15 protein-coding genes are annotated in these 25,269 nt (G+C 71.5%); 7 read left to right on the top strand and 8 right to left on the bottom strand.

Features of this window, described 5'->3' with window-relative positions; translation table 11 throughout:
- Positions 1–6: 6 nt before the first annotated feature.
- The 5 genes from B4N89_RS26615 to B4N89_RS26595 all read right to left on the bottom strand — a co-directional run bounded on the left by B4N89_RS26615 (position 7) and on the right by B4N89_RS26595 (position 11,170).
- On the bottom strand, positions 7–7,785 hold the full coding sequence (locus tag B4N89_RS26615; RefSeq protein WP_078978320.1) for a non-ribosomal peptide synthetase: 7,779 nt from the start codon (positions 7,783–7,785) through the stop codon (positions 7–9).
- Between the two features lie 43 nt (positions 7,786–7,828).
- Complete coding sequence (locus tag B4N89_RS26610; protein WP_078978319.1) at positions 7,829–9,016, bottom strand: NAD(P)/FAD-dependent oxidoreductase; 1,188 nt, start codon at positions 9,014–9,016, stop codon at positions 7,829–7,831.
- Between the two features lie 86 nt (positions 9,017–9,102).
- The gene (locus tag B4N89_RS26605; protein ID WP_078979655.1) at positions 9,103–9,333 is read right to left on the bottom strand and encodes an acyl carrier protein; all 231 of its coding nucleotides are present in this window, start codon (positions 9,331–9,333) and stop codon (positions 9,103–9,105) included.
- Positions 9,334–9,368: 35 nt separating this feature from the next.
- Positions 9,369–10,955 (bottom strand): amino acid adenylation domain-containing protein, encoded by a 1,587-nt coding sequence (locus B4N89_RS26600; RefSeq protein WP_078978318.1) that lies wholly within the window; start codon positions 10,953–10,955, stop codon positions 9,369–9,371.
- On the bottom strand, positions 10,952–11,170 hold the full coding sequence (locus B4N89_RS26595) for an MbtH family protein (protein ID WP_078978317.1): 219 nt from the start codon (positions 11,168–11,170) through the stop codon (positions 10,952–10,954). The genes B4N89_RS26600 and B4N89_RS26595 overlap by 4 nt, the downstream gene beginning before the upstream one ends.
- Before the next feature lie 619 nt (positions 11,171–11,789).
- On the opposite strand from B4N89_RS26595, the gene B4N89_RS26590 reads away from it, so the two are divergent.
- The 7 genes from B4N89_RS26590 (at position 11,790) to B4N89_RS26560 (ending at position 17,913) form a co-directional block, all read left to right on the top strand.
- Complete coding sequence (locus B4N89_RS26590) at positions 11,790–12,707, top strand: thiamine pyrophosphate-dependent dehydrogenase E1 component subunit alpha (RefSeq protein WP_235618802.1); 918 nt, start codon at positions 11,790–11,792, stop codon at positions 12,705–12,707.
- Positions 12,704–13,702 carry an alpha-ketoacid dehydrogenase subunit beta gene (locus B4N89_RS26585; protein ID WP_078978316.1) on the top strand — a complete coding sequence of 333 codons (999 nt, stop codon included), beginning with the start codon at positions 12,704–12,706 and terminating at the stop codon, positions 13,700–13,702. The genes B4N89_RS26590 and B4N89_RS26585 overlap by 4 nt, the downstream gene beginning before the upstream one ends.
- Positions 13,699–13,947 (top strand): lipoyl domain-containing protein, encoded by a 249-nt coding sequence (locus B4N89_RS26580; RefSeq protein WP_235618801.1) that lies wholly within the window; start codon positions 13,699–13,701, stop codon positions 13,945–13,947. The genes B4N89_RS26585 and B4N89_RS26580 overlap by 4 nt, the downstream gene beginning before the upstream one ends.
- Positions 13,948–13,977: 30 nt before the next feature.
- Positions 13,978–14,226, top strand: coding sequence for a phosphopantetheine-binding protein (locus B4N89_RS26575; RefSeq protein WP_078978315.1), 249 nt, complete (start codon positions 13,978–13,980; stop codon positions 14,224–14,226).
- Positions 14,223–15,149, top strand: a complete 927-nt coding sequence (locus tag B4N89_RS26570; protein WP_078978314.1) for a ketoacyl-ACP synthase III — start codon at positions 14,223–14,225, stop codon at positions 15,147–15,149. The genes B4N89_RS26575 and B4N89_RS26570 overlap by 4 nt, the downstream gene beginning before the upstream one ends.
- Positions 15,150–15,231: 82 nt before the next feature.
- The gene (locus B4N89_RS26565; RefSeq protein ID WP_078978313.1) at positions 15,232–16,365 is read left to right on the top strand and encodes a zinc-binding dehydrogenase; all 1,134 of its coding nucleotides are present in this window, start codon (positions 15,232–15,234) and stop codon (positions 16,363–16,365) included.
- 36 nt (positions 16,366–16,401) lie between these two features.
- The gene (locus tag B4N89_RS26560) at positions 16,402–17,913 is read left to right on the top strand and encodes an FAD-dependent monooxygenase (protein ID WP_201260911.1); all 1,512 of its coding nucleotides are present in this window, start codon (positions 16,402–16,404) and stop codon (positions 17,911–17,913) included.
- An 88-nt stretch (positions 17,914–18,001) separates the two neighbouring features.
- Here the strand turns inward: B4N89_RS26560 and B4N89_RS26555 are convergent, their stop codons facing one another.
- The 3 genes from B4N89_RS26555 to B4N89_RS26545 form a co-directional block, all read right to left on the bottom strand.
- Positions 18,002–19,060 (bottom strand): hypothetical protein, encoded by a 1,059-nt coding sequence (locus B4N89_RS26555; RefSeq protein ID WP_143658092.1) that lies wholly within the window; start codon positions 19,058–19,060, stop codon positions 18,002–18,004.
- A gap of 100 nt (positions 19,061–19,160) precedes the next feature.
- Positions 19,161–20,561 carry a M1 family metallopeptidase gene (locus tag B4N89_RS26550; protein WP_078979652.1) on the bottom strand — a complete coding sequence of 467 codons (1,401 nt, stop codon included), beginning with the start codon at positions 20,559–20,561 and terminating at the stop codon, positions 19,161–19,163.
- 960 nt (positions 20,562–21,521) lie between these two features.
- Positions 21,522–24,965, bottom strand: a complete 3,444-nt coding sequence (locus B4N89_RS26545) for a non-ribosomal peptide synthetase (protein ID WP_161500815.1) — start codon at positions 24,963–24,965, stop codon at positions 21,522–21,524.
- Positions 24,966–25,269: the final 304 nt, after the last annotated feature.

The raw sequence follows: 25,269 nt of genomic DNA, 5'->3' as shown, positions 1-25,269 counted from the left end.
CTTCTCCTATGTGGTCATCGGGCGCAGCTGCGGGCGGCTGGAGGCGGTCGATTCGCCGAGGCTCGCCGCCAGCTTGGCGACGGTCGGATTGCGGAACACCGTCGTGACTTTCACGTCGACGTCGAGTTCGTTGCGGATGCGACCGGTCAGCCGGGTGGCCAGCAGCGAGTGGCCGCCGTGCTCGAAGAAGTCGACGTCGATGCCGATCTCCTCCACACCGAGCAGTTCGGCGAACAGCCGGCAGAGCACTTCCTCCCTGGGGTTGCGTGGCCCGCGTCCGACGGCGACCTCGGTCTGCTCGGGCACGGGCAGGGCCTTGCGGTCGAGCTTTCCGCTCGCCGTGGTGGGGAACTCGGCGAGCGGCACGATGGCCGAGGGGACCATGTACTCGGGCAGTCGTTCCCGGGCCAGGTCGGTCAGCGCGGCGAGGTCGAGGTCGGCCGCCGGCGCGGTGCCGGGGCCCTTGCCCGGGACGACGTAGGCGACCAGCCGCTGGTCGCCGGCGCGCTCTTCGCGCACCACGACCACGGCGTGGTCGACGTCGGGGTGTGCGGTCAGCGCCGCCTCGATCTCGCCGAGCTCGATCCGGAAACCGCGCACCTTGACCTGGAAGTCGGTGCGGCCGAGGTATTCGACCTGGCCGTCCTCGTTCCAGCGGACCAGGTCGCCGGTGCGGTACATCCGGCTTCCCGGCGCGCCGTACGGGCAGGCGACGAATCGGTTCGCGGTCAGGTCGGTGCGGCCGAGGTAGCCCCGGGCGAGGCCGGCGCCTGCCAGGTACAGCTCCCCCGCGACGCCGGGCGCGACCGGGCGCAGCGCCGCGTCGAGCACGTACACCTGCGTGTTCCACACGGGCGCGCCGATGGGGACCCGGTCCGCGCCGGGTACGTGCTGCCAGGCGGTGACCTCGACGGCCGCCTCGGTGGGCCCGTAGAGGTTGTGCACCCCGCAGTCGGGCAGCAGGTCGGCGACCTTGTTCGCGAGAGTGGCCGGGAACGCCTCGCCGGCGACCTCGATCCAGCGCAGGCTGGTGCACGCCGCGGCCGAGGGTTCGGCGACGAACGCCTCCAGGAGGGAGGGCACGAAGTCGGCGCCGGTCACCTTCTCGCGGCGGATCAGCTCGGCCAGATAGGCCGGGTCCCGGCGCCCGTCGGGCCTGGCGATCACCACGGCGGCGCCGACCTGGAGGGGGGCGAACAGTTCGGGCACCGACACGTCGAAGCTCGCCGAGGTGCTGAGCAGCACCCGGTCCCGTTCGTCGACGTCGAAGTGCGCCAGGCCCCACTTGAGCCGGTTCATGATCGACCGGTGTGAGACCTGTACGCCCTTGGGGCCGCCGGTGGATCCGGAGGTGTAGATGACGTACGCGGCGTTGTCCGGCGACAGGCGCCGCTCCGGGTTCACCACCGGGTATCCGGACACGTCCGGCAGCACGCGGTCGAGCACCAGGAGCGGCTTGGCGCTGTCCACCACGTGCCGTACCCGGTCCTCGGGCAGGTCGGTGTCCACCGGCAGGTAGGCCGCGCCGGCCTTGACCACGGCGTAGATCGCCACCATCAGGTCCACCGAGCGCGCGATCCGCACCGCGATCGGCTGCTCGGGGCCCGCGCCCTGGACGACCAGCCAGTGCGCCAGTTGATTGGCGCGCCGGTTGAACTCCCGGTAGGTCAGCGTCTCGTGCTCGCCGATCACCGCGATCCGGTCGGGCTCCCGCTCCACCTGGGCCTCGAACGCGCCCGGCAGGGTGTCGGGGGCCACCGGGTGCGCCGTGTCGTTGACCCGGCGCACCAGCCGGTCCCGCTCGTCCGCCGCCAGCACGTCGACGGCGCCGATCGGCACGGTCGGGTCGGCGAGCACCTGCTCCAGCACCCGCACGAGCCGGGCGGCGACCTCCTCGGCCGCGGCGCGGTCGTAGAGGTGGTTCTGGTAGTCGAGGGACAGTCGCAGGTAGGGGTCGGAGGCGTTGAGCGTGAGCGGGTAGTGCGAGCCTGCGAACGGCCGGATGGCGTCGATGGAGAAGCCCGCCGAGGTGTTCGCCTCGATCATGCCCTCGCGGTCGATCGGGTAGGACTGGAAGACCACGATGGTGTCGAACAGGGCGGGCAGTCCGACGCCGCGCTGGATGTCGGCCAGCCCGTAGTGGTTGTGGTCGAGCAGCGCGGTCTGCCGCCGCTGCAGTTCGGTGACCACGTCGGCGACACGCCGGTCGGGTCGGCACGGGACCCGGATCGGCAGGGTGTTGATGAACAGGCCGACCATCTCGTCGGAGCCGAGCAGGTCCGCCGGGCGGCCGTTGACGGCGGCGCCGAAGACCACGTCCTGCTGCCCGGTCAGCTTGGCGAGCAGGATCGCCCACGCGGCCTGGAGGAGCGTGTTCAGCGTGACCCCGAGTTCGGCGGCGCGGCGGGCCAGTTCGCGGCCCTTGTCGATCGACAGCGGTACCTCGATCCGGCCCAGGGCCGACGCCGTCTCCCGCAACGCGGTGCTGGGGGCCACCAGGGTGGGCCGGTCGAATCCGGCCAGCTCCGCGGCCCACGCGGCGGCCGACGCCTCCCGGTCCTGTGCGGCCAGCCAGGCCAGGTAGTCGCCGTAGCCGCGGACCGGCGTCATCTCGTGGGTGCCGGAGTAGAGCCGGACCAGGTCCGTGATCACCGACGGCGACGACCAGCCGTCGAACAGCGCGTGGTGCGCCGTGATCACCAGCTTGGCCCGCTTCGGCCCGCAGGTGAGCAGGGCCAGGCGCAGCAGCGGCGGCCGGACGGGATCGAGTTGGTCGACCCGGTCCGCGGCGAGGAACCGGTCCAGTTCGGCGTCCTGTTCGACCTCGTCGCGGTCGGTCAGGTCGATGTGCCGCCAGGGGATGTCGACGTGTTCCGGCACGACCTGGATCGGCTCGCCGCCGGCTCCGGTCAGGAACGCGGAGCGCAGGTTGGGGTAGCGGGAGAGCAGTGCCTGCCCGGCCGCCCGGGTGCGCTCCGGGTCCACGTGTCCGGACAGGTGCAGTACGAACTGCATGTGGTAGACGTCGAAGGAGCCGTCGGCGAGCGCCGCCTGGAACAGGATGCCGGACTGTGACGGGGGCATCGGCCACACCTCGGCCAGTCGGCCGTAGCGCTCCTCCCAGGTCTCGATCTCGTTTTGTCCCACCGTGACCAGCGGGTTGTCCGACGGCGTCAGTCCGCCGATCGCGGACTGCGCGGCGTGCGCGGCCATCCCGCGCAACATCTCCACCCACGACTCGGCCAGTTCGGCGACGCGTTCGCGGGTGAGCAGGCCGGTGGGGAACATGAGGGCGGCCTGCAACCGGGTGCCGTCGGGGGTGTCCGTGGCGACCGCGCTGACCTCCAGGGCGGACAGGGCGGGCAGGTCCGGGTCGGGTGTCGGGACCAGTTCGGCGGACCAGGACGACGCCGGTCCCCACCCCTGCGCGCGCAGGTGTTCGGGCACGTCGGCGTCGGAGATCCGGCCGAGGTAGTTGAACCCGATCTGCGGCGCCGGGAGTTCGGCCAGTTGTTCGGCGGTCTCCGGGTTGAGGTGACGCAGCAGGGCGAATCCCACGCCCTTGTCGGGGATGGCGCGCAGTTGCTCCTTGACCAGCTTGATCGCCCGCGCGACGGCGGGGCCGCCGGCCGACACCTCGGCCGGGTCCACGCCCCGCACGTCGACCCGGGCCGGGTACATGCTGGTGAACCAGCCGACGGTGCGCGAGAGATCGGCGCCGGGGACGACGTCCTCCTCGCGGCCGTGGCCCTCCAACCGCACCAGGGTGGAGTGTTCCGCGCCCTGCCACCGGTTGACCGCCAGGGCAAGCGCGGCGAGCAGTACATCGGTCCCGGTGCCCTTGAAGGCGGCGGGGAGCGTGGTCAGCACCGCCTCGGTGACGTCGGCGGGCACCTGCACCCGCACGCTGTCGAGCGTGGCCATCACATCGATCGCGGGGTCGAACGCGCGTGCGCCCAGCGGCGGGTTCGGTGCCTCCAACATGTCGCGCCAGAACGCCAGTTCGGCTTCCCGCTTCGGGCTCAGCGCCTCGTCCGCCAGGGCCGACGCCCAGCGGCGGGCCGAGGTGCCGACGGCGGGCAGTTCGGGCGTGCGGCCGGAGCGGACCTGCTGCCACGCCTCGGCGAGGTCGGCCATCAGGATCCGCCAGGACACGCCGTCCACCACGAGGTGGTGCAGCACCACGAGCAGTCGGCCGGCGCCCGAATCGGCGGCGAACCAGACGAAGTTCGCCATGGTCCCGGCTTCCGGGTCCAGGCGTGCGGTCGCCTCGTCCAGTTCCGTCCGCGCCAGGTCGAGCAGCTTCGGCTCGTCCCACCGGCCGTCGCACGGGACCCGGCGGATCAGCTCCGCCGCCCGCACCGCGCCCTTCGGGCGGACCACGAGGAAGGATTCGTCGGCGTCGCGCACCAGTCGCGCGCGCAGCAGGTCGTGCCGGTCGAGGACGGCGTCCAGCGTCGCCGCCAGGCCGCTCTCGTCGATGCCGACGGGCAGTTCCAGGGCGATCGACATGGCGAACCGGTCGATCCCGCCGCCGTGCTCGAACACCTGCCGGGCCACCGGCTGCAACGGCATCGGGCCGACGCCGCCGCCCTCGTGCTCGGCGAGCGCCGGGATCGTGTCGCGCCGCGCGCTCGCCACCTCGGCGAGCCGGGCCGCCGTACGGCACTCGAAGATCTCCCGCGTGGTCAGCTCCAGGCCCCGGGCCCGGGTCCGGGCCACCACCTGGATCGAGCGCAGGCTGTCCCCGCCGACCGCGAAGAAGTCGTCGTCGACGCCGACCCGCTCCACGCCGAGCACGTCCGCGTATGCCGCAGCCACGATCGCCTCGGCCTCGGTGCGCGGTTCCCGGTAGGTCTCGCCGACGAACTCCGGTTCGGGCAGCGCCGAGCGGTCCAGTTTGCCGGTCGGTCCCAGCGGCATCCGGCCCAGCACCACGAAGGCCGAGGGCACCATGTAGTCGGGCAGCCGGGCCGCGACGAACCTGCGCAGTTCGGCGGCCGAGGCGCCGGACTGTACGTCCACGTCGCCGATCCCGCCGGCGCCGTCGTCGCCGACACGCTCCCCTTCGGTGTGCACCACGTACGCGACCAGTCGCCGGCCGCCGCCGGGCACCTCGCGGGCGAGCACCACCGCCTCGCCGATCCCGGGGTGCGCCGCGCAGACCGCCTCGACCTCGGCGGTCTCGATCCGGAAGCCGCGCACCTTGACCTGGCCGTCGCCGCGACCCAGGCATTCCAGCTGCCCGCGTGCGTTCCACCGGGCCAGGTCGCCGGTGCGGTACATCCGCTCGCCGGCCGGGCCGAACGGGTTGGCCACGAACCGCTCGGCGGTCAGGCCCGGACGGCCGTGGTAGCCGCGCCCGAGGCAGGTGCCCACCACGTACAACTCGCCGACCACACCCTGTGGCACCGGGGCCAGTCCCGGGCCGAGCACGTAGGCGCGCATGTTGCCCAGCGGGGTGCCGATCGGCGCGACCTCACCGTCCGTCCACTCCTCGGATCCATCGAGGCAGAACGTGGTGGCGTAGAAACTCTCGCTCTGCCCATAGGAGTTGACGACCTGCACGCCGGGCAGCGCCTCGCGCACCTGCCGCACGAGGCGGGCCGGGAGGATGTCGCCCGCGAAGACGACCGTGCGCACGTCGGTGGTCTTTTCCAGGTGTCCGACCAGCTCGCCGAGCACCGAGGGAACGGCGCTGATCACGTGGCCCGCCCAGCCGGGCCGCTCGGCCAGGGCCAGCGCGTTGGGCACCACCTCGGCCGTGCCGCCGGTGGACAGGGTGGTCAGCAGTTCGAAGACCGAGACGTCGAAGTTCACCGAGGTTCCGGCCAACATCCGCCATCCGGGCGGCGCGTCCAGCACGCGGACCAGTTCCCGCACGCCGTTGACCACGTTGCGGTGGGTGATCGCGGCGCCCTTGGGCTTGCCGGTGGAACCGGAGGTGTACATCACGTACGCCAGGTGGTCCGGCGCCAACGGCGAGATCCGGCGCGCGTCGTCCGGCGCCCCCTCGGGCGTGTCCCACTCTTCGCGCCGGTCCAGGTCCACGGTCGAGATGTCGTTGGCCGGCATGTCCCGCCACGTCCGCGTGTCGGTGACCGCGAATCGCGGACCGGCCTCGGCGAGCACCGTCTCCGCCCGCCCGCCCAGGTACTGCGGGTCCATCGGCACGTAGCCGGCACCGGACTTGAGGATGCCCAGCAGGCCGACCACCAGGTCCTCGGTGCGCGGCAGGGCCAGCACCACCAGGTCCTCGGGCCCGGCACCGCGCCGGATCAGCTCCCACGCGACGGCGTTGGCCCGGTCGTCCAGTTCGCGATAGGTCAGCGTGCGCTCGTCGCACACGATCGCCGGGGCGTCCGGCGTCGTCGCCACCTGGGTTTCGAACAGCTCGGGCACGGTCAGCCCGGTCTGCGTCGTGGCGGTGTCGTTGAAGGTGTCGAGCAGCCGCTCCCGCTCGGCCGCGTCCAGCACGTCGATCCCGCCGATCGCGCGCTCCGCGTCGGTGGCGAGTCGGCCCAGCACGCGCACGAACCGCTCCGCGAGGGTTTCGACCGTGTCCCGGTCGAACAGGTCGGTGCGGTACTCCAGTCGGCACCGCGCCCCGCCCGAGGCGTCGGGAAGCAGGTCGAAGAACAGGTCGAACTTGGCGGTTCGGGTCTCCAGCCGCTCCGCGCGCACCTCCAGACCGGGAATGGTCAGCGCGGGCACCGGCGGCTGCCAGGAGAGCATCACCTGGAAGTACGGGTTGTAGGCGGTGGACCGGTCCGGATTGAGCAGTTCCACCAGCCGCTCGAACGGCATGTCCTGGTTGTCGTAGGCGGCCAGCGCCCGATCCCGCACCCGCCCCAGCAGTTCGCCGAAGGTCGGGTTCCCGGAGAGGTCGACGCGCAGCACCCAGGTGTTGACGAAGAAGCCGACCAGATCCCGAAGTTCCTCGTCGGTGCGGCCCGCGATCGGGGCGCCGATCGGCACGTCGTCGCCGCAGCCGAGGTGGTGCAGCAGCACCGCGAGCGCGGAGTGCATGACCATCGAGACCGTGGTGTCCGCCTGCGCGGCCAGCTTCTCCACGGAGCGAAGCAGGTCGGGGTCGATGGCGAATCCGACCGCGTCGCCGCGGGCGGTCATCATCCTCGGCCTCGGGCGGTCCGTCGGCAGCGCCAGCGGCTGCGCCATGTCGGCCAATCCCTCGCGCCAATACGCGAGTTGCCGCGCCGCCAGGCTCTCCGGATCCGACTCGTCGCCGAGCACGTCGCGCTGCCACAGCGTGTAGTCCGCGTACTGCACCGGCAGCGGCTCCCACACCGGCGCCCGGCCCGCGCGGCGCGCCGCGAAGGCCGTGGTCAGGTCGCGGAACAGCGGCCCGAACGACTCTCCGTCCACGGCGATGTGGTGCGCCACCACCACGAGGGTGTGCTCGCGCGGACCACACCGCACCAGCTCGGCCCGGATCGGCATGTCGGCGGCCAGGTCGAAGCACTTCGTGGCCACCTCGTCGACCGCCGCCGCCCGCTCCTGCTCGGCGACCTCGACGACCGGCAGGCGCAGCGGCTCGGCATCGGAGGGCAGCACCCGCTGATGGGGGACTCCGTCGCCGTCCTCGACGATCACCGTGCGCAGGACCTCGTGCCTGTCGACGACATCGCGGAGCGCCGACTCCAGTGCGGGCACGTCCAGTTCACCGGTCAACCGCAGGGCGAACGCGCCGTTGTAGGTCGGCGAGGGGCCTTCGAAGCGGTCCACGAACCACAGCCGACGCTGCGCGAACGACAACGGAATCATTGTGTCTCCAAATCGGCAGAACTACACAGGAGCAATCCGCCACTCAGTTCTGATCGAGCACCGTCAAGAGATCGGCGTTGTAGAAGTCGTCGAGGGAGCACGCACCCGAGACCGTGGAGAAGTAGCGGTCGATCAGGTCCTGGTGGCCGACCAGCTTGCGCAACATCTCCGTGCGCCCCTCGGGCTTGAGCTCGGCCACGTTGAGCACACCCTGATAGAGGTTGAGGAAGTTGTTGTTCAGGTCGTTCTCGTAGCGGCGCAACGCCCGCTTGAGCACGGCGTCGTCGTGCAGGCCGTCGCCGATGTGGTCGACGAGCGTCTGGGCCTGGATGAAGGCGTCGGTGATCCCGCGGGCGGTGATCGAGTCCTTGTGGTGCACCGCGTCGCCCAGCAGGACCCACCCGGGCCCGTATGCCTTGCGGAAGTAGTTCTCCTGGTGCCCCGTGCCGTACATCTGCTCCACCCGCTTGCCCGCCGCCATCCGCTCGAACAGCACGGGATTGGTGGTGCGAACGGCCTCCAGGTAGGCCGGCTCCACCGCGGTGCGGACGGTGGGGAACTCGTCCTGCGGGAAGTAGGTCATGATCAGCGTGAGGTCGTCGTTGGTCGGGATGGCGGCGATCCAGCGCCCCGGCCGCTCGAACAGCTCGAAGCTCGACGGGACGTCGGCCCAGTAGCTGTAGTAGACGCAGGTCGCCCGCGGGTGCTCGACGACGTTTTGCGCGCCGACCTTGCGGGCCACCAGCGAGCGCATGCCGTCCGCGCCGATCACCAGCCGGGCCCGGTCCGTCGCCTCGGTGCCCTCGGGCGTGGTGTACCGCACGCCGACCACCCGATCGTCCTCGAAGATCAGGTCGGTGACCGCGCAGGACTCCCGGAAGTCCACACCCGACGCCACCGCCCCGCGCGCCAGGATCGGGTCGAGCACGAACCGCCTGGGCGCGTAGGTCGTCCGGTAGCCGTCGACCGGCAGCGAGAAGCCGTCCAGTCGCACGCCGGGCCCGTCGTAGCTCTCGTGGTCGATCGGCGGGCAGCCCGAGGCGCGGAGGTCGTCGAGCAGCCCCCAGCGGCCCAGCAGCGCCACTCCCGGCTGGTGGATGTAATGCGAGGACAGCGTGTCCAGGGGGAATCGTGCCTTCTCCAGGAGCAGGACTCGATATCCCTGACGCGCGAACAACATGGCCGCTGGCGAACCCGCGCAACGGGCACCGATGACAATGACGTCGTACATGGTGCCTCTCTCACTTGGTGGTTATCTGGATCCCGAAGCGGCCGCAGCCGGAAAGTCGTCGAAGTCGCCGCAACGACCGGCCGACGCTATGAGGTCGTCGCGCCCATGGATTCGATGTACGCGGAAATCGACGACACCGTCGGATTGAGGAACAACTGGTCCATCGGCACCTCGACGTCCAGCTCGTCGATGAACGCACCCTGGATACCGGCCATAATCACGGATTGGCCGCCGAGGGCGAAGAAATTGTCGTCGACGGAGATATCGTCGCGCCGGAGTTCCCGACACCAGATGGACAGGACTCTTTCGGCAATCATCACAGGTCCTCTCGGTTGTCATCAAGGTCCGTCGACTATGCCGGGGTGCCGCTGTCGGCGAAGTTCCTGCGGAACTCCTCGACCAGCGCGGGCCGATCCACCTTCCCGTGCGGACTCAGCGGAATCCGCGCGGTGTTGACGAACCGGGCCGGAACCATGTTTCGCGGCAACGTCTTCGACAGACCGGCGCGCACGTCGTCCTCGGCGAGATCGTCGCCCGTCGGGACGAGGAACGCGATCAGCTCGACGTCGCCCGAGTCGGTGTGCCCGACCGCCACGGCGGCCTGCCGGACGCCGGGCAACCGGCCGAGCGCACGCTCGATGTCGGTGGGGTCGATGCGCATCCCGCGCACCTTCACCTGCGCGTCCATCCGGCCGGCGATGACCAGATCGCCGTTCGCGTCGACGTGGCCGCGGTCGCCGGTGCGGTACACCCGGCGCGGTGCGCCGTCCACCTCGATCGTGGTGAACCGTTCGGATTCGGGCCCGGTGCCGTTGAGGTAGCCCGCGCCGACGCCGGCGCCGGCGATCAGGATCTCGCCGTACTCGCCCGCCGCGACGCCGCGCATGTGCTCGTCGACGATGTACAGGTCGGTGTTGTACGCCGGTCGGCCGACGGGGGCGATGTCGTGTTCACCCGGCCGGTAGTCGGCCAGGTCGTACGACGACGCCACGTCGGTGCATTCGGCGACCCCGTACTGGTGCAGGAGGGTGCAGGTATTGCCCTCGCGTCGCATCCAGTGCGTGAGCCGCTCCACGTGCAGCGGCTCACCGCCGAAGATCGCGTAATCCAGCCGGGTCAGCGCGTCGCCCTTGCGCGCCGTCTCCCAGTCCACCAGCAGATACAGCGTGCTGGAGGCACAGTGCACGACCCGGATCCCGTGTCGGTTCAGCAGCCGGTAGGCCATGGCGGCGTCGAAGTTGCGGCTGGCGAGCAGGTGTTGGGTCGCGCCGCAGAACAGCGGCATCATCAGGCTGCGTTGCGACAGGTCGAACCCGAACGCGCTGACCACGAGGTTGTCCGACCCGGAGTCCAGGCCGTATTCGAGCATCAGCCAGTTCAACAGGTTGAACCAGCCCTCGTGCCGCACCGCGGTCAGCTTCGGCGTACCGGTGGACCCGGACGTGAAGACCGCGTAGCACACGTCGTCCCCGGTGACCTCGACGTCGGGGGCGGTGCCGGCGAGCCCGGCGAGGTAGTCGGCCAGTTCATCGAAGACGACCACCTCGGCGGTCGCCGACTCGACCTGGGCGAACGTCGCCGGGGAGGCCACGATCATGGCGAGATCGGGGACCTGGCCCAGCAGCAGCCGCAGTCGCGCCTCCGGGTAGGCCGGGTCGAGCGGGACGTAGGCCGCGCCCGCCTTCAGCGTGCCGAGGATGGCGACGAGCAGGTCGATCGAGTAGTCGAGGCAGAGGCCGACCCGCGCTCCTCTGCCGTGTCCGCGCGCGAGCAGCAGGCGGGCGAACCGGTTGGCGCGCGCGTCCAGTTCGGCGTACGTCACCTCCCGGTCGGCCCACCGCACCGCGACGGCGTCGGGCGTGGTTCGCGCGTGCGCCTCGAACCGCCGGTGCACGACGGGATTCGGTGGCAGGGCGACCCGCTTTCCCCGCAGGATCACCGGTCCGCCGCCATGGCCTCCCGCAGGCTCTTCGGGCGCAGGTCGGTCCAGTTCCGCTCGACGTATTCCAGGCATTCGGCCCGGCTCGCCTCGCCGAAGACCACCCGCCAGCCCTCCGGCACGTCGGCGAACACCGGCCACAGGGAGTGTTGTTCCTCGTCATTGACCAGGACCTGGAAACGGCCGTCCTCGTCGTCGAAGGGGTTCGTGCTCACGGGCACCGTCCTTGATCGTCGCGACACAACTGGGAATGGAAAATGCCAGGGCCGAGCGGCCCCAGGCGATCACGGGGCGACTCGGATGGCAATTCGGCGGAGGATCCTCACCCCCGACCGTTGCCGGCGACTCGATATCGCACATCTTCGAGCCGGGACGCGGTTTCGCCGTTCGGCGTCGTCCCGTCGACGGGACACCCGGCATCGGCCGGCCACACCGCGGTTCCGAGGCCACACCGTAGAACCCGACCGCCCACGTCACAATGGCGACGGGCGCGCCGAACAATGGCTGCGGGAGTGCCGACCTCCCGGGCATCCACCGGACCTGTACCCCACCGAGTTCTGTGCCACCATGACCGGGCATCGGCCCGTGGACGGGTCTGCTCGAATTCGGGTTCCGCCCATCTCCTCTCCGGAGGCGATCGAGAGCGCGCAGTCGATTACGGGTCCGCGCGGCCGGCCCGCCGAGGCGCGATCTCCCGGACGGGGAAATGCCGGAAAAGCCGCACCCCGACCGCCGACGTACGGTTCGCCGTCACCCGGAGGTCATCGGGATGGTGCGCGCGATACCGCGATACGACGACAGAAAGCTCATCGACGAACCTACGGCTGGTGATCCATGGTCTTGAAGTCGGAATCCGAGTACGAGTACGCGACCGAATTGAACGACGACACGCGGCGGTCGTTGTTGCGCCACATGCTCGTGGCGAGAGGTCTCGACGAGGAGGCGCATCGGCTCCAGAAGCAGGGCGGGCTCATCCTGTGGGCATCGGGCCAGGGGCACGAGGCCGCGCAGGTGGGCTCCGCGCTCGCCGCGGGCCCGGAGGCGACGGTCTTTCCCACCTACCGCGAGCACGCCATCGCACTGCTTCGGGGCGTGGCGCCGGACGAGCTGCTGGCGCAGTGGGCCGGCCGCACGTTCTGCGGCTGGGATCCCTATCGGTTGCGGTTCTTCCCCTACACGCTGGTCCTGGCCGCACAGACCCTGCACGGGGTCGGCTATTCGATCGGGCAACGGCTGCAGGGGCGGGAGGACTTCGTCGTCGTGTACGTCGGCGACGGCGCCACCAGCGAGGGCGACATGTCGGAGGCGCTGAACCTGGCCGCCGTCGAGTCGGCGTCCGTGCTGTTCGTGTGCCAGAACAACGGCTGGGCCATCTCGAAGCCGGCCGAGGAGCAGATGCGCACCTCGGTGGCCGAACGGGCCCGCGGTTTCGGGATCGAGTCGGTCCGGATCTCGGGTCGGGACCCGGAGACCGTGTTCTCGGCCTGCTCGCGCGCCGCCGCCCACATTCGCGGCAAACGCGCGCCCTATCTGGTCGAGATCCAGGTCGGGCGCATCCGCGGTCACACGACCACCGACTCGCAGGAGGTCTACCGCACCCGCGACGACATCGCGCGCAGCGTGGCCGCGGATCCGGTGACCTCGTACGCGGCCCGGCTCAGCGGCCTGGGCGTGGTGGACACCGCGTGGCTCGACGGCGTCGAGGCCGAGGTACGGGAGATGCGCGAACGGTTGATGAAGGAGTACGCGTGACGAGCACCGTCGAGACGAGCACCGTGCGGACCCCCACGTTCGCGGAGTCGATCAACGCGACCCTTGCCGACCTGCTCGAAAACGAGCCGCAACTGCTGCTCCTCGGCGAGGACATCGGCCGCCTCGGCGGCGTGTTCCGGGTGACCCGGGGCCTGCGGGAGCGCTTCGGCGCGGAGCGGGTACGCGACGCGCTGCTCGCCGAGTCCACCATCGTGGGCCAGGCCGTCGGCATGACGATGAGCGGCCTCGTGCCGATCTGCGAGATCCAGTTCGACGGGTTCACCTACCCCGCGGTGAACCAACTGGTGACCCAGGCGTCCCGGATCGGCTACCGGTGGAACGGGCAGGTGAGCCCGAGTCTGGTGGTGCGCATCCCGACCGGCGGGGGCTTCCGGGGCGTCGAGCACCACAGCGAGTCCAACGAGGCGCTGTTCGCCCGGTATCCGGGCATCTCGGTGGCGTGCCCGTCCACCGGCGAGGACGCCGACCAGGTGTTGCGCCACGCGGTGACGCTGGGCTCGCCCGTGGTGGTGTACGAACCGATCCGGCTGTACTGGCGGCGGGACACGCCCGTGCGGGACCCGGAGCCGGCCCGGTCGCCGACCGCGGCCCGGATCGTCCGGCGCGGCACGGACCTGACGATCGCCACATTCGGCGCGATCACCCACGAGGTGCTGGAGGCGGCGCACGAACTCGCCCCCGATGTCGACGTCGAGGTGGTGGACCTGCGGTGGGTGGCTCCGCTCGACATGGACACGGTGCTGGAGTCGGTGACCCGCACCGGCCGGCTGCTGATCGTGCACGAGGGGTCGAAGGACGTCGGCATCGGCGCCGAGATCGCCGCGGAGGTGGCCGAGCGCGGCTTCGACACGCTCCGGGGCCCGATCCGCCGGCTGGCCCCCGAACGGCGCATCTACCCCCCGGCGAACTTCGAGAACGAATACCTGATCGGTGTTCGGCAGATCAAGGACGAGGTGCTGGTGATGACGAAGTGAGCGACACCTCCGAGGACATGCGGGTTCCCGGCTTCGGCCACGGTCTCGGCGAGGCCCTGTTGATCGAGTGGGTCGCCGGTGTCGGCGACCGGGTCGAGCGCGGCGATGTGATCGCGGTCGTGGAGACCGACAAGGCCAGTACCGAGATCGAGGCGGAACGCGGCGGACGGATCACGGCCCACGCCGCGGCGGTGGGCACCATCCTCAAGTCCGGCGAGGTGCTGTACCGGTTGGCGGTCGAGTAGTTCCCCCGGGGACGGAGAACGGAGAAGGACATGAGCGACATCGAGAGCCGGATCGCGGACACCATGTTGGCCAAACTGCGCGAGCGCGACCCGGCGTTGGGTCCCGACGACCTCGCCCGGCCGATCGCCGACCTCGACCTCGACTCCCTCGACCTGGTCGAGCTGCACCAGCAGTTGGAGAGCGAGCTCCAGGTCAAGGGCGATCTGAAGGAAACCGCGGGATTCGCCTTCCTGGACGATTTCACCACCTATTTCGTGAAGTTGGCGAGCCGGGGATGAGCGCGGGCATCGTCGACATCGCCACCGCCAAGCCGGGTCGGAGGATCGACAACGACCACTTCGCCTCGATCGGCCTCACCGACGAGTGGATCCGGCGCCGCAGCGGCATCGCGTCCCGCTCCTGGCTGCCGGACGAGGCCTCGTTGGCGGAGGTGGCGGCGGAGACCTGTGCGCCGATCGTGACCGGGATGGCGGACTCCGCCGAGATCGGCGCCCTGATCGTGGTCAGCACCTCGTCTCCGCAGCGGGTTCCGGGGATCGCGCAGAAGGTGGCGCAACTCGTCGGACTGGGGCCCTCGGTGCTGACGTTCGACATGAACGCGGCCTGTTGCGGCTTCGTCTACGGCCTGGTCACCGGACTCTCGCTGTGCGACGCCGGATCGGCGCGGTCGGTCCTGCTGTGCTCGGTCGAGGCCATGTCCCGGATGGTGGACCGGACCGACCGCCAGACGGCGTGCATCTTCGGCGACGGCGCCGCGGCCGTACTGCTGTCGGATCGCCCGGAGTTCGAGGGATTCCGCCAGGTGTCCGGCTGCGACGGCGCCCAGGAGGCGCTGATGCGCGAACTCGACGGCGGCGGCATCCACCTGGACGGGATGCAGGTGTACGACCGTGCCGTGCGCCGGATGACGGAGTCGGCGCAGTACCTCTTCGATCACGGCCCCGCGCCGACCGTCGTGGTCGGTCACCAGGCGAACGGCCGCATCCTGGAGCAGGTCCGCAGTTTCACCTCCCATCTCGGCGTGCCGTTCGTGAATCGCATCGAGCACTCCGGGAACACGTCGTCGGCGACGATCCCGCTGGCCTTCGCCGAGGAACTGGCGGCCGGTTCCCTGCCCACCACCGGCCGACTCGGAGCGGTGGCCTACGGGGCGGGCGAGGCGTGGGGCGGGGTGTCGGTGGGCTACCGGGTGGGCCTCTAAAGCTTCAGGACTTCGCGAACACAGTCGATCACAGGAGGTTGTCATCTACTCGCCAGATGCCTGGGTCCTGCGCTCCGGTGCGATGACCGGTGCGCACGACGGCAGTCCCGGGAGCGCGCTGCAACGCGATCGGTTCGCCTTCGGCCCGCTGGAGGAGGGGGAGGCGCTGGTGGAGCCGATCCTCTGCTCCTGGGAGGCCAACATGGACCACGCGCTGACCCGTTCACCGATCGACGTGTGCAGCAGTCGGGGTGAGGACGCGGTGGTCCTGGGCAACCTGGGCGTGGTGCGCGTGCTCGACGTGAACGCCGCCGGTCGGGACGTGCGGGTCCGCGAAGGGGACCTGTGCCTGCTCATGCCCTTCGGGAAGCTCGACCGCTTCGGCTACGCCGAACTGGCCTACGCCTACGACTGCCCCCACACCATCGGCCTGCTGGCCAAGCGGACGAAGATGGACGCCCGGCTGCTGCTGCCCATCCCGGACGGCACGGCCTACTCGCTGCCGCAGTGGACCACGTACGGGCGGTACTTCACCGCGTGGGACAACTGGCAGAAGGCGTACGGGTGTTGGCGCACCCAGGTGATCGACGACGACCCCGCGAACCATCTGGTCTTCGGCTGGGGCGGCGGCGTGGCCTTCGCCGAACTGATGCTGGCCAAGCGGGCCGGGTTCCGCGTGGCGATGACCGCGGGCTCGGACGACCGGATCGCCTTCCTGCGCGAGAACGGCATCACGCCGGTGGATCGCCGCCGGTTCCCCGCCCTCTCGCTGCCCACCCGGGCGGAGCGCACGGACCGCGAGCGGCATCAGCGCCGGCGCACGTCGGTCCGCGAGTTCCTGGAGCTGGTGAACGAACTCAGCGACGGCCACGGGGTCGCGATCTTCGTGGACAACATCGGCGAGCCCCTGTACGACATCACCCTGACCGCGCTGGCCCGCGAGGGGGTGGTCACCACCTGCGGCTGGAAGGCGGGGATGCGCCTGTCGCATCTGCGCGGCGCGGAGAGCATCGGCCGGCACCTCCTGATCAACACGCACGTCTGGCGCCTGCCGGACTCGCCCGGCATCCGCGACTTCCAGGAGGCCGAGGGCTGGATCGCGCCGAAGGGGTCCGACGTGATCTACGACTTCGACCGGGTGCCGGAGTTGGCCGACGACTACGCGAACGCCCGGATCGGGTCGTACTTCCCGATGTACCGCGTGAACCCGCTCTGACCGGTTGGAGACGCAGTGGAATCAGGGGGAATCGACGTGGCACACACCGGCATGGACGCGGATGTGGTGATCGCGGGCGCCGGGCCGACGGGCTTGATGCTGGCCTGCGAACTGCGGCTGGCGGGCGTCGATGTGGCGGTGGTCGAGCGCCGCGCGGACCGCACGGGTGAGGCGCGCGCCGGCGGGATGCACTCCCGCACCCTGGAGGTGCTGGACCAGCGCGGGGTACTGGACCGGTTCCTGGCGCTCGGCGAACTCCAGTCGGTGGGCCACTTCTCCGGCATCTGGCTGGACTTCGACGAGTCCGAGTCCCGGCACCCCCTCCCGTTGATGATCACACAGTCCACCATCGAGCGGCTGTTGGAGGAGTGGGCGGGCGAACTCGGCGTGCGGGTGCGGCGATCGGCCGAGGTGACCGGGCTGCACCAGGACGAGTCCGGGGTGACCGTCGAGCTGGGTGGGGACGAACCCGCCACGCTGCGCGCCCGCTGGCTGGTGGGTTGCGACGGCGGACGCAGCACGGTGCGCAAGCTGGCCGGCATCGACTTCCCCGGCACGCCGGCCACCATGACCGCGCTGATCGGCGACGTCGAACTCCCCGATCTGGACGAGGAGTACATCTGGGCGCGGCGTCGCCCGGACGGCGAGTTCTCGGTGATCGGCTTCGAGCCGGGCTGGTACCGGGTGATCACGTCCGCGTACGACCGGGTCGCGGATCGCGACGAACCGGCGACGTTCGAGCAGCTCCGGGACTCGCTGACGCGACTCGCGGGCACCGACTACGGCATGCGCAACCCCCGGTGGATCTCCCGGTTCGGCGACGCCGCGCGGCAGGCGGCCCGCTACCGGGTCGGCCGGGCGCTGCTCGCGGGCGACGCGGCGCACATCCACTTCCCGGCCGGCGGGCAGGGGTTGAACGTGGGTGTCCAGGACGCGGTCAACCTCGGCTGGAAGCTCGCCTCGGTGGTACTCGGCCGGGCCCCGGAGCGACTGTTGGACACCTACCACGACGAACGCCACCCGGTCGCGGAGCGGGTGCTGCACAACACCCGGGCGCAGTCGGCCCTGACCCGCCCCGGGCCGCAAACGGACGCGCTGCGCGACGTGTTCGGCTCGCTCATCGTGTTCGACGACGTCAACCGGCATCTGTGCGCCATGCTCACCGCGCTGGACATCCGGTACCCGATCGACGGGGACCACGCGCTGGTGGGCCGGCGGGTCCCCGACGCCGACCTCAAGACGTCCGGGGGCGTCGGCCGGATCCACGAGTTGTTGCGCGACGCCCGCCCGGTCCTGCTCGACCTGCGGGGCGACGCGGAGTTGGCGGAGGCGGTCCGGGACTGGTCGGATCGGGTCGACCTCGTCGAGGCCCGGAGCGAGGACGAGCACTGGCCGGTCCCGCCCGGCAGCGAGGTCGCCGCCCCGGCCGCGCTGCTCATCCGCCCCGACGGCCACGTCGCCTGGGGGGCCGACCTCGACGCCCGCCCGGACATCCCGGCCCTGCGCCAAGCCCTCACCACCTGGTTCGGCCCGCCGCGCCGACCCTGATACCCCACCGCCGAGACGGGCCCGCGGCCGTCGAGCCGCGGGCCCGTCGTCGCGTCCGGAACGGGCACCGCCCGCGCGGTCGTTCCGGTCAGCGGCAGGTCCACACGGTCGGCTCGTCCCGGCCGCCGGGAATCTTCCAGCTCCGGCCGGCGATCGTGCCGTCGTCGCTGGCGACCGCGATCTCGAGCCCGCGGTCGGGGGCGTAGCTCAACGTGGATTCGAGCGCCGAGGACCGCCAGACGCCGAATTCCCGCCAGTCGGGATCATCGGTACGTCCGACGATCCGACCGTCGCGGTTGATGCCTGTGACATCCGCGGCCCGGGACACGGCGCGCGGCACGCCGTCGCGATCCCACAACACGCTCGGCGCGCCGTTGCCCGAACGATAGGTGACCTGGCCGATGAAGCGGCCGTTGGATATGCCGCGGGTGACGACGTCGGTGGCCCCGGCGGGGACGCGCACCGCACGCGCCCGGCCCGCCTTCCACAGGTAGGGCAACGTGGTGAAGTTCTTGTCCACCTCGACCAGCACGGTGCCGTCCTGATCGATCCCGGTCGCGGCGCCCTCGCTGTTGGGCAATCCGGTCAGTTTGACCACTGTCCCGGGCTTGTCGGCGGGCCAGATCACCGGATTCCAATACGACGTGCCGTCGGTCCCGGTGTCGACCGCGCCGACGATGTCCCCGCGGTCGTTGATGCCCGTCGCCTGCGAGCCGGAGGCACCGGGCAGTTCGGGCAGCCGCTCCAGCCCGCCGTTGCGCGAGCGGACGGCGCTGGAGGGGCCGGTGTCCCGGAAGGCGTTGCCGGCGACGGTCCCGGCCTTGTTGACGCCCAGGACCTCGACCCACTTCTGGTATCCGGGAACGTTCAGGTATCCGTAGTCGGTTAACTTGCCGTCCTTCCACAGCGTCGCCCGGGCCCCTTGTACGGAATCCGCGCCGTAGGAGATCGTGCCCGCGTAGCCGCCGCTTCCGTCGGTCGCCGACACATCGCCGGCGAGCGCGCCCGCGGGCATCGCCAGGACCGCCGGCGTCCACGCGCAGGCTCTCGTTTCGGCGGCGGCGACGGTGGGCGCCGTCGCGCCGACCATCGTCGCCACCAGCGCAGTGGACAGTAGGCCGCGGGTCAGGCCGCTCATATGTTTCATGACTCTCCTCGGTTCGGGGGGATGGGCCCCGAGAGCCCCGGGTCGGATGTCGAATCCGACCCGGGGCTCTCGGGCGTGTTCCGTCGTGTCGTCGGTCGTGTTACGGGGTGGCCGGCTTGCCGCGGCCGTACAGCCAGGTCGCGAACATGCCGTCCAGGTTCTTGCCGGAGATGTGCTTGCTCAGCGCGATGAACCCGGCCGAGTCGGCGTGGCCGTACCGGTGTTCGCTCGCCCAGGCCCGGAGGATGGCGAAGAAGTCCCGGTCGCCCACGGTCTGGCGCAGCTTCTCCAACACCATCGCACCGCGCGCGTAGGGCGGCTTGCCGAAGATGTGCCCGCCGTCGCCCGGGTCGCCGGCCGGGAAGGACCACAGCGCGTCGGTCTCCGGCAGTGCGTAGTCGGTGGCGAACCTCTGCGCCGTGCTCGGGCCGCCGTGCTCGGCGTCCCACAGCCATTCAGCGTAGGTGGCGAATCCCTCGTTGAGCCAGATGTCCTGCCACTTCGTCAGCGTCACCGAGTTCCCGAACCACTGGTGCGCCGTCTCGTGCACCAGCGTGTCCAGCCGAGGCGCCCGGTCGTAGATCGGCCGGGTCTGGGTCTCCAGGGCGTAGCCGACGTCGGGCGCGTCCTGGACGATCGAGCCTGCCGCATCGAACGGGTATCGACCGAAAAGCCTGCTTTCGAACTCGATCACGGCGGGCAGTTGGTCCAACACCGGCTTGGCGGCCGCGGCCTGGCTCGGGGCGACCGCGTTGTACACGGGCAGCCCGCTGCGGGTGGTGTACTGCTCGGTCTGGAACCGGCCGATGCTCGCCGTCGCCAGGTAGGCGGCCATCGGCTGCGACTCGCGCCACGCGAACGTGGTCTTGCCGCCTCGGCTGCGCCGGTCGCGCAACCGGCCGTTGGATACGGCGGTCCAGCCGTCGGGGACGGTGACCTCGACGTCGTAGGTGGACTTGTCGCTGGGGTGGCTGTTGCTGGGGAACCAGGTCATCGCGCCCTGGGGTTCACTGGCCACGAAGACCGAGTCGTCGGGTTGGATGATCCAGCCGTCCGGGGAGCCGTCCGGGTCGTTTACGTGGGCGGGTACGCCCGAGTAGGCGACGACCACGTGGAACCTGCGGCCCTTGTCCAGCGCCCGGGACGGGGTGACCGTGAGTTCGTTGCCCGCGCGGCTGAAGGCGGCCCGTCGGCCGTCGATCCGCACACTGTCCACGGTCAGTCCGGACAGGTCGAGGTTGAACGAACTGAGCTTTTGGGTGGCGGTAACCGTGAGATCGGCGGTCGCCACGAGGTTTTTGGTGGTGGGCGTGTAGTCCAGGTCGAGGCCGTAGTGGACGACGTGGATCCCACCGTTCCCGGAATCCGGGAAGTACGGGTCGCCCGCCCCGGGAGCACCGGGCGTGGCAGCGCCCCCGTGCGTTCCGGCACCCACCAGGAGGGCGGCGAGCACGGGAGTCGCGACGAGGGCGAGGAGGGGACGGGCGATCTTCGATGCCAAGGTGATGGCCTCCTGTGTCGTGGCTGGGTGCCGCCTCGGCTGCACAACACCGCGGCGGCGGGTCCGACGTGGCGCACGATCGACTTCCCGCGACGCGCGTGGAACGGGATAAACCGCCCGGCGCGCCACGGCGGCCATCACTCTACGGTCGAACTCCCGGGCGATAAACAGGTTGCGCGCGGTCATCCGAGTGACGAACGGGCATCACCGCATCCGCACGCCGACCCGGCATCGCCCGAGGTCACCGCAGGCACACCGTCGACCACCCGGCGTACGCACCGGCTCACGAAGCCGGGACGAGACGAACACGCAGACGCAGCCCCGACGGAGGCAGCGGGGGTCGAGAGGCGTGGGCGCCGAGGCCGCGAGGCCGCGAGGCCGCGAGGCCGCGAGGCCGCGAGGCCGCGAGGCCGCGAGGCCGCGAGGCCGCGAGGCCGCGAGACGACACACCCGGGCAACCGGGCTCCGCACAACCGCACTCCGGGCCCCCGGCATCCCGGCTCGGGCCACCGGGCCACCCGTGGGTCGCGAGGCCACGAGGCCATGGACCGCGAGGGCGCGAGGGCGCGGATCGCGAGACGCGTACACCCGGGCAACCGGGCCTCACGCAACCGCACTCCGGATATCGAGGCATCCCGGCTTGGGCCACCGGGCCACCGCGCCAGCGGGCCACGGGGCCAGCGGGTCACCGCGCCAGCGGGCCACCGCGCCACCGCGCCACCGCGCCAGCGGGTCACCGCGCCACCGCGCCACCGCGCCAGCGCGCCACCGGGTTACCGCGCCACCGGGTCACCGGATCACCGGATCACCGGGTCACCGGGTCACCGGGTCACCGGGTCACCGGGTCACCGGGTCACCGGGTCACCGGGTCACCGGGTCACCGGGTCACCGGGTCACCGGGTCACCGGGTCACCGGGTCACCGGGTCACCGGGTCACCGGGTCACCGGGTCACCGGGGGCCTACCACTTCACGTCGTTGGTTACCAAGACCTGGGGGGTCGTGAGGTTCGCCCGTCGTGGTGCCTCCGGCGTCGGGCGTGCGGCCGCTTCCAGTGCGGCGCGGTCGACCTTGCCGTCGGCGTCGATCGGGATCCGGTCCAGCGGAACGAGCGTGGGCAGCATGTACTCCGGGAGCTCCAGCCGCAGCCGCTCGCCCAGCGCCGCCACGTCCAGCGCCGGCACGGTCACGGCCGCACCGCCGCCGCCCGCCCCGATCACGGCCGGGTCCGGCGCCGGGGTGACACACGCGACGATCTCGGTGCCGTTGTCCGTGGGCCGGCCGAACACGACCGTGTCGGCCACCGTCGGCTGGCGCCGCACCACCGCCTCCACCTCGCCCAGTTCCACCCGGACCCCCTTGGCCTTGACCTGGTGGTCCCGGCGCCCGAGGAACTGGAATGACCCACACGGCAGTTGCCGCACCCGGTCGCCGGTGCGGTACAGCCGGCGCCCGCCGCGCGGGTCGAACGGGTCCGGTACGAACGCGGCGGCGGTGGCCGCGGGGGCGTTCAGGTAGCCGTGCGCCAACCCCTCACCGCCCACGTACAGTTCGCCCTCCTCGCCGGCCGCGACCGGAAGCCCCCTCGAGTCGAGCGCGTACGCCGTGCCGTCGCCGAACGGCCGGCCGATGGGCACCACGCCGGCCCGGAGGTCGTCCGGCGTGATGTCGTGGGTGGTGCTGAACGTGGTGTTCTCGGTGGGCCCGTACCCGTTCACCACCCTGGCCGGCGGCCGGCCGCCCGCGAACAACTTCTCCAGGCGGCGCGGATCGTGCGGCTCGCCCCCGGCCAGCAGCACCCGCAACCGCCCGAGCGCGTCGGGCGCGACGTCGATCACCTGGTTGAGCAGCGTGGTGGTGAGCCACAACACGGTGATCCGCTGCTCGGCGAGGAAGGCCCGCAGGCGGGTCGGCGAGAGCACTACGTCGGCGTCCTCGATCACCAGCGTGGCGCCACCGGACAGCGCGCCCCAGATCTCGAACGTCGACGCGTCGAACGCCGGATTGCACAACTGCGCGACCCGGTCCTCGACGCCGATCCGCAGATACTCGGCGTGCGGGACCAGCCGGCTGATCGCCCGGTGCGGCACCATCACCGCCTTGGGCGTACCGGTGGACCCGGACGTGGACATCACGTAGGCGATGTCGTCCCCGTGCACCCGCGGCGGCGTCGCCGAGGGCGCCGTCCGGGCCCCGGAACGGCGCCGCTCGGCCAGCAGTTCCAGGCACAACACCGGTACCAGGTCGGCCACGAGCGCCGCGGTGGTCTCGTCGGCGACCAGTGCCGCCTGGGCGGTGGCCCGAACGATGCTGCGGGTGCGGGCGGTCGGCTGCCGTACGTCCACCGGCAGGTAGGCGCATCCGGCGTGCAGCACGCCCAGGCACGCGATGACCAGGTCGGCGCCGCGGCCGATCGGGACGGCGACCACCGCGCCCCGACGCAGCCCGGCGGCCCGCAGTCCGGCGGCCACTTCGGCGGCCTGCTCGTCCAACTCGCGGTAGGTCAGCTCGCGTTCGCGGTGCCGGATGGCGATCGCGTCCGGCCGCTCCCGCGCGTGTCGGCGCACGAGTTCGTGCACCGGCACGTACTCCGCGTCCTCGACGACCGGGCTCGCCATCCGTCGGGCCTCGACGAACCCGGCGGCGAGGCCGAAGGTTTGTCCCCGCGGGGCCTTTCCGGCCTCGACGTCCGGCCCGAGCCCGATCGCGTCCACGGCCCGCGGCGGCACCGCCTCGATCCGGGCGGCCCGCTCCCCCATCGCGCGCCGCCGTGCGGTGCGCCTGGGCAACACCCCGGCCGGGAGCGGCAGTTCCACGTCCGGATCGGCGAAGGCCGTCTCGATCGCGGTCATCATCCGGGCATGCAGGTCGGCCGCGGCCTGCTCGCTGAACAGGCCGGTGCGATACTCCAGTTCGGCGATCGTACGGTCGCCCCGCCGGGTCACCGCCCACAGCAGTTCGTACTTCGTGCCACCGGTCGGCATCGACGTGCGGCCGGCCCACGATCGCCCCAGTCGCAGTCCCCGTTCCGAGGTGTCCAGGTAGGTGAGTCCGACCTGGGTGAGCGGGGCGCGCGAGTGCTCGCCGGGCGCCGGCGGCAGCGCCGCGACGATGCGCCGGAAGGGTACATGCCGCCGGGCCAGCGCCTCGGCGACCACCCGGCGGACCCGCCGGGCCAACGCGCGGGCGGTCAGGCCCGGGGTCAGGGTCAGTCGCAGCGGCAGGGTGTCCACGAACGCGCCGACCTCGTCCCGCTGTTCGGGTCGGCGGGTGGACACCGGTACGGCCACCACGAGGTCGCGCTCGCCGGTCACCGCGGCGAGCCCGACCAGGTACCCGGCCACCCAGGTCATGAACGGGCTCAGCCGCTCCCCGGCGGCCACCGCGTGCAGCGCGGCGCTTGCCCGGGCCGGGACGACCATGCGGTGCACGCCGCCGGCGACGTCGAGTGTCCCGGGCCGGGGCAGGTCGTGCGGCAGCGCGATGGCGCGCGGGCACCCGGCCAGCGTCGCCCGCCAGGAGGCGAGCGCGGCGGCCGAGTCGGCGGCGGACGGCGCGGCCGGGCGGGCGACGAGCGAGGCCGAGGCCGGTCCGTATGGGTTCGTCCGTCCGACCGGGTCCGGTGCTCCCGCGTACCGGCGCTGCAACTCGCCTTCGAGCAGCGCCAGCGAGGCGACGTCGCAGACGAGCTGGTGTGCGGTGATCAGGAGTTCGGCGCCGACCTCGCCCCGGTCCACCACCAGGGCGCGCAGCAGGGGTGGGTGGGCGAGCTCGAACGGGGTCCGGATCTCGTCGTCCAGCAGGGTGCGTACCACCGCGTCGGGCACGCCCTGGGCATCCACCCAGCGCACCGGCACCGACACCCCGGACACCTCGAAGGCCCGTCCCGGCGCCGCGAATCCGCGTTGCAGCGCGGCGTACCGCCCGGCCACCTCGTCCAGCGCGGCGATCAGCCGGGGCACGTTCGGCGAGCGGGCGAACCGGTAGTGGGCGTCGATGTGGTGGATCGGCGTCCCTGGGTGCCGCTGCTCGGCCTCCCAAAGATGCTCCTCGGCCGGGGTGAGTTCGCGAAACTCGTCCTGTCCCGGGGCCACGCACCCGTCGCCGAGCGCCGCGAGAAGCCGGCCGAACTCCGGGTGTTCGTAGAGGATGTCGAGCGCCAGATCGTCGGAGCCGGTCAGCTCCCGCAGCGCGATCGCGGTCTCCACGGCGGCGACCGAGTCGCCACCCTCGGCGAAGAAGTCCGCGTCGTCCCGAACCGAAGCCCCGTCGGCGCCGCACCCGAGCCCGCCTCGCCAGGCACCGGCCACCGCCGCCCGCCAACCGGCCGCGACAGCACCGTCACGACCACCGGACCTGCCCGCGGCGGACCCGATCCGCCCGTCGGCCGCACCCGCGCCGTTCATCGTCCACGACCCCTCTCGTTCCCCCGCAACGCCTTCGAATTTCCCCGCCCTTGCCCGGAGTCGCGGCCCATCGTGACCCCTTCCCATTCGGTGCGATACCTCGGCGGAAGCCCCGTGGCGATGTGTTCGTCGGCAAACGTTCGCACCGTAAGGACGCGAATACGAGGGCGTCAAGGATAGGAAACGGAGAACGCACCGATAGGAAAAGGAAAGACGGTCGCCCTATCGTGCATGTCGAGGGGGAGAGCCCACTCGCACCGTGACGCCGATATACGCGCGTGGCACCGTGATCGGCGAGGCGGGT

The sequence above is a fragment of the Embleya scabrispora genome, assembly GCF_002024165.1.
GTDB lineage: Bacteria > Actinomycetota > Actinomycetes > Streptomycetales > Streptomycetaceae > Embleya > Embleya scabrispora_A.
The sequence above is the reverse complement of the archived record's forward strand: the minus strand, read 5'-3'. Positions and strand labels throughout refer to the sequence as shown.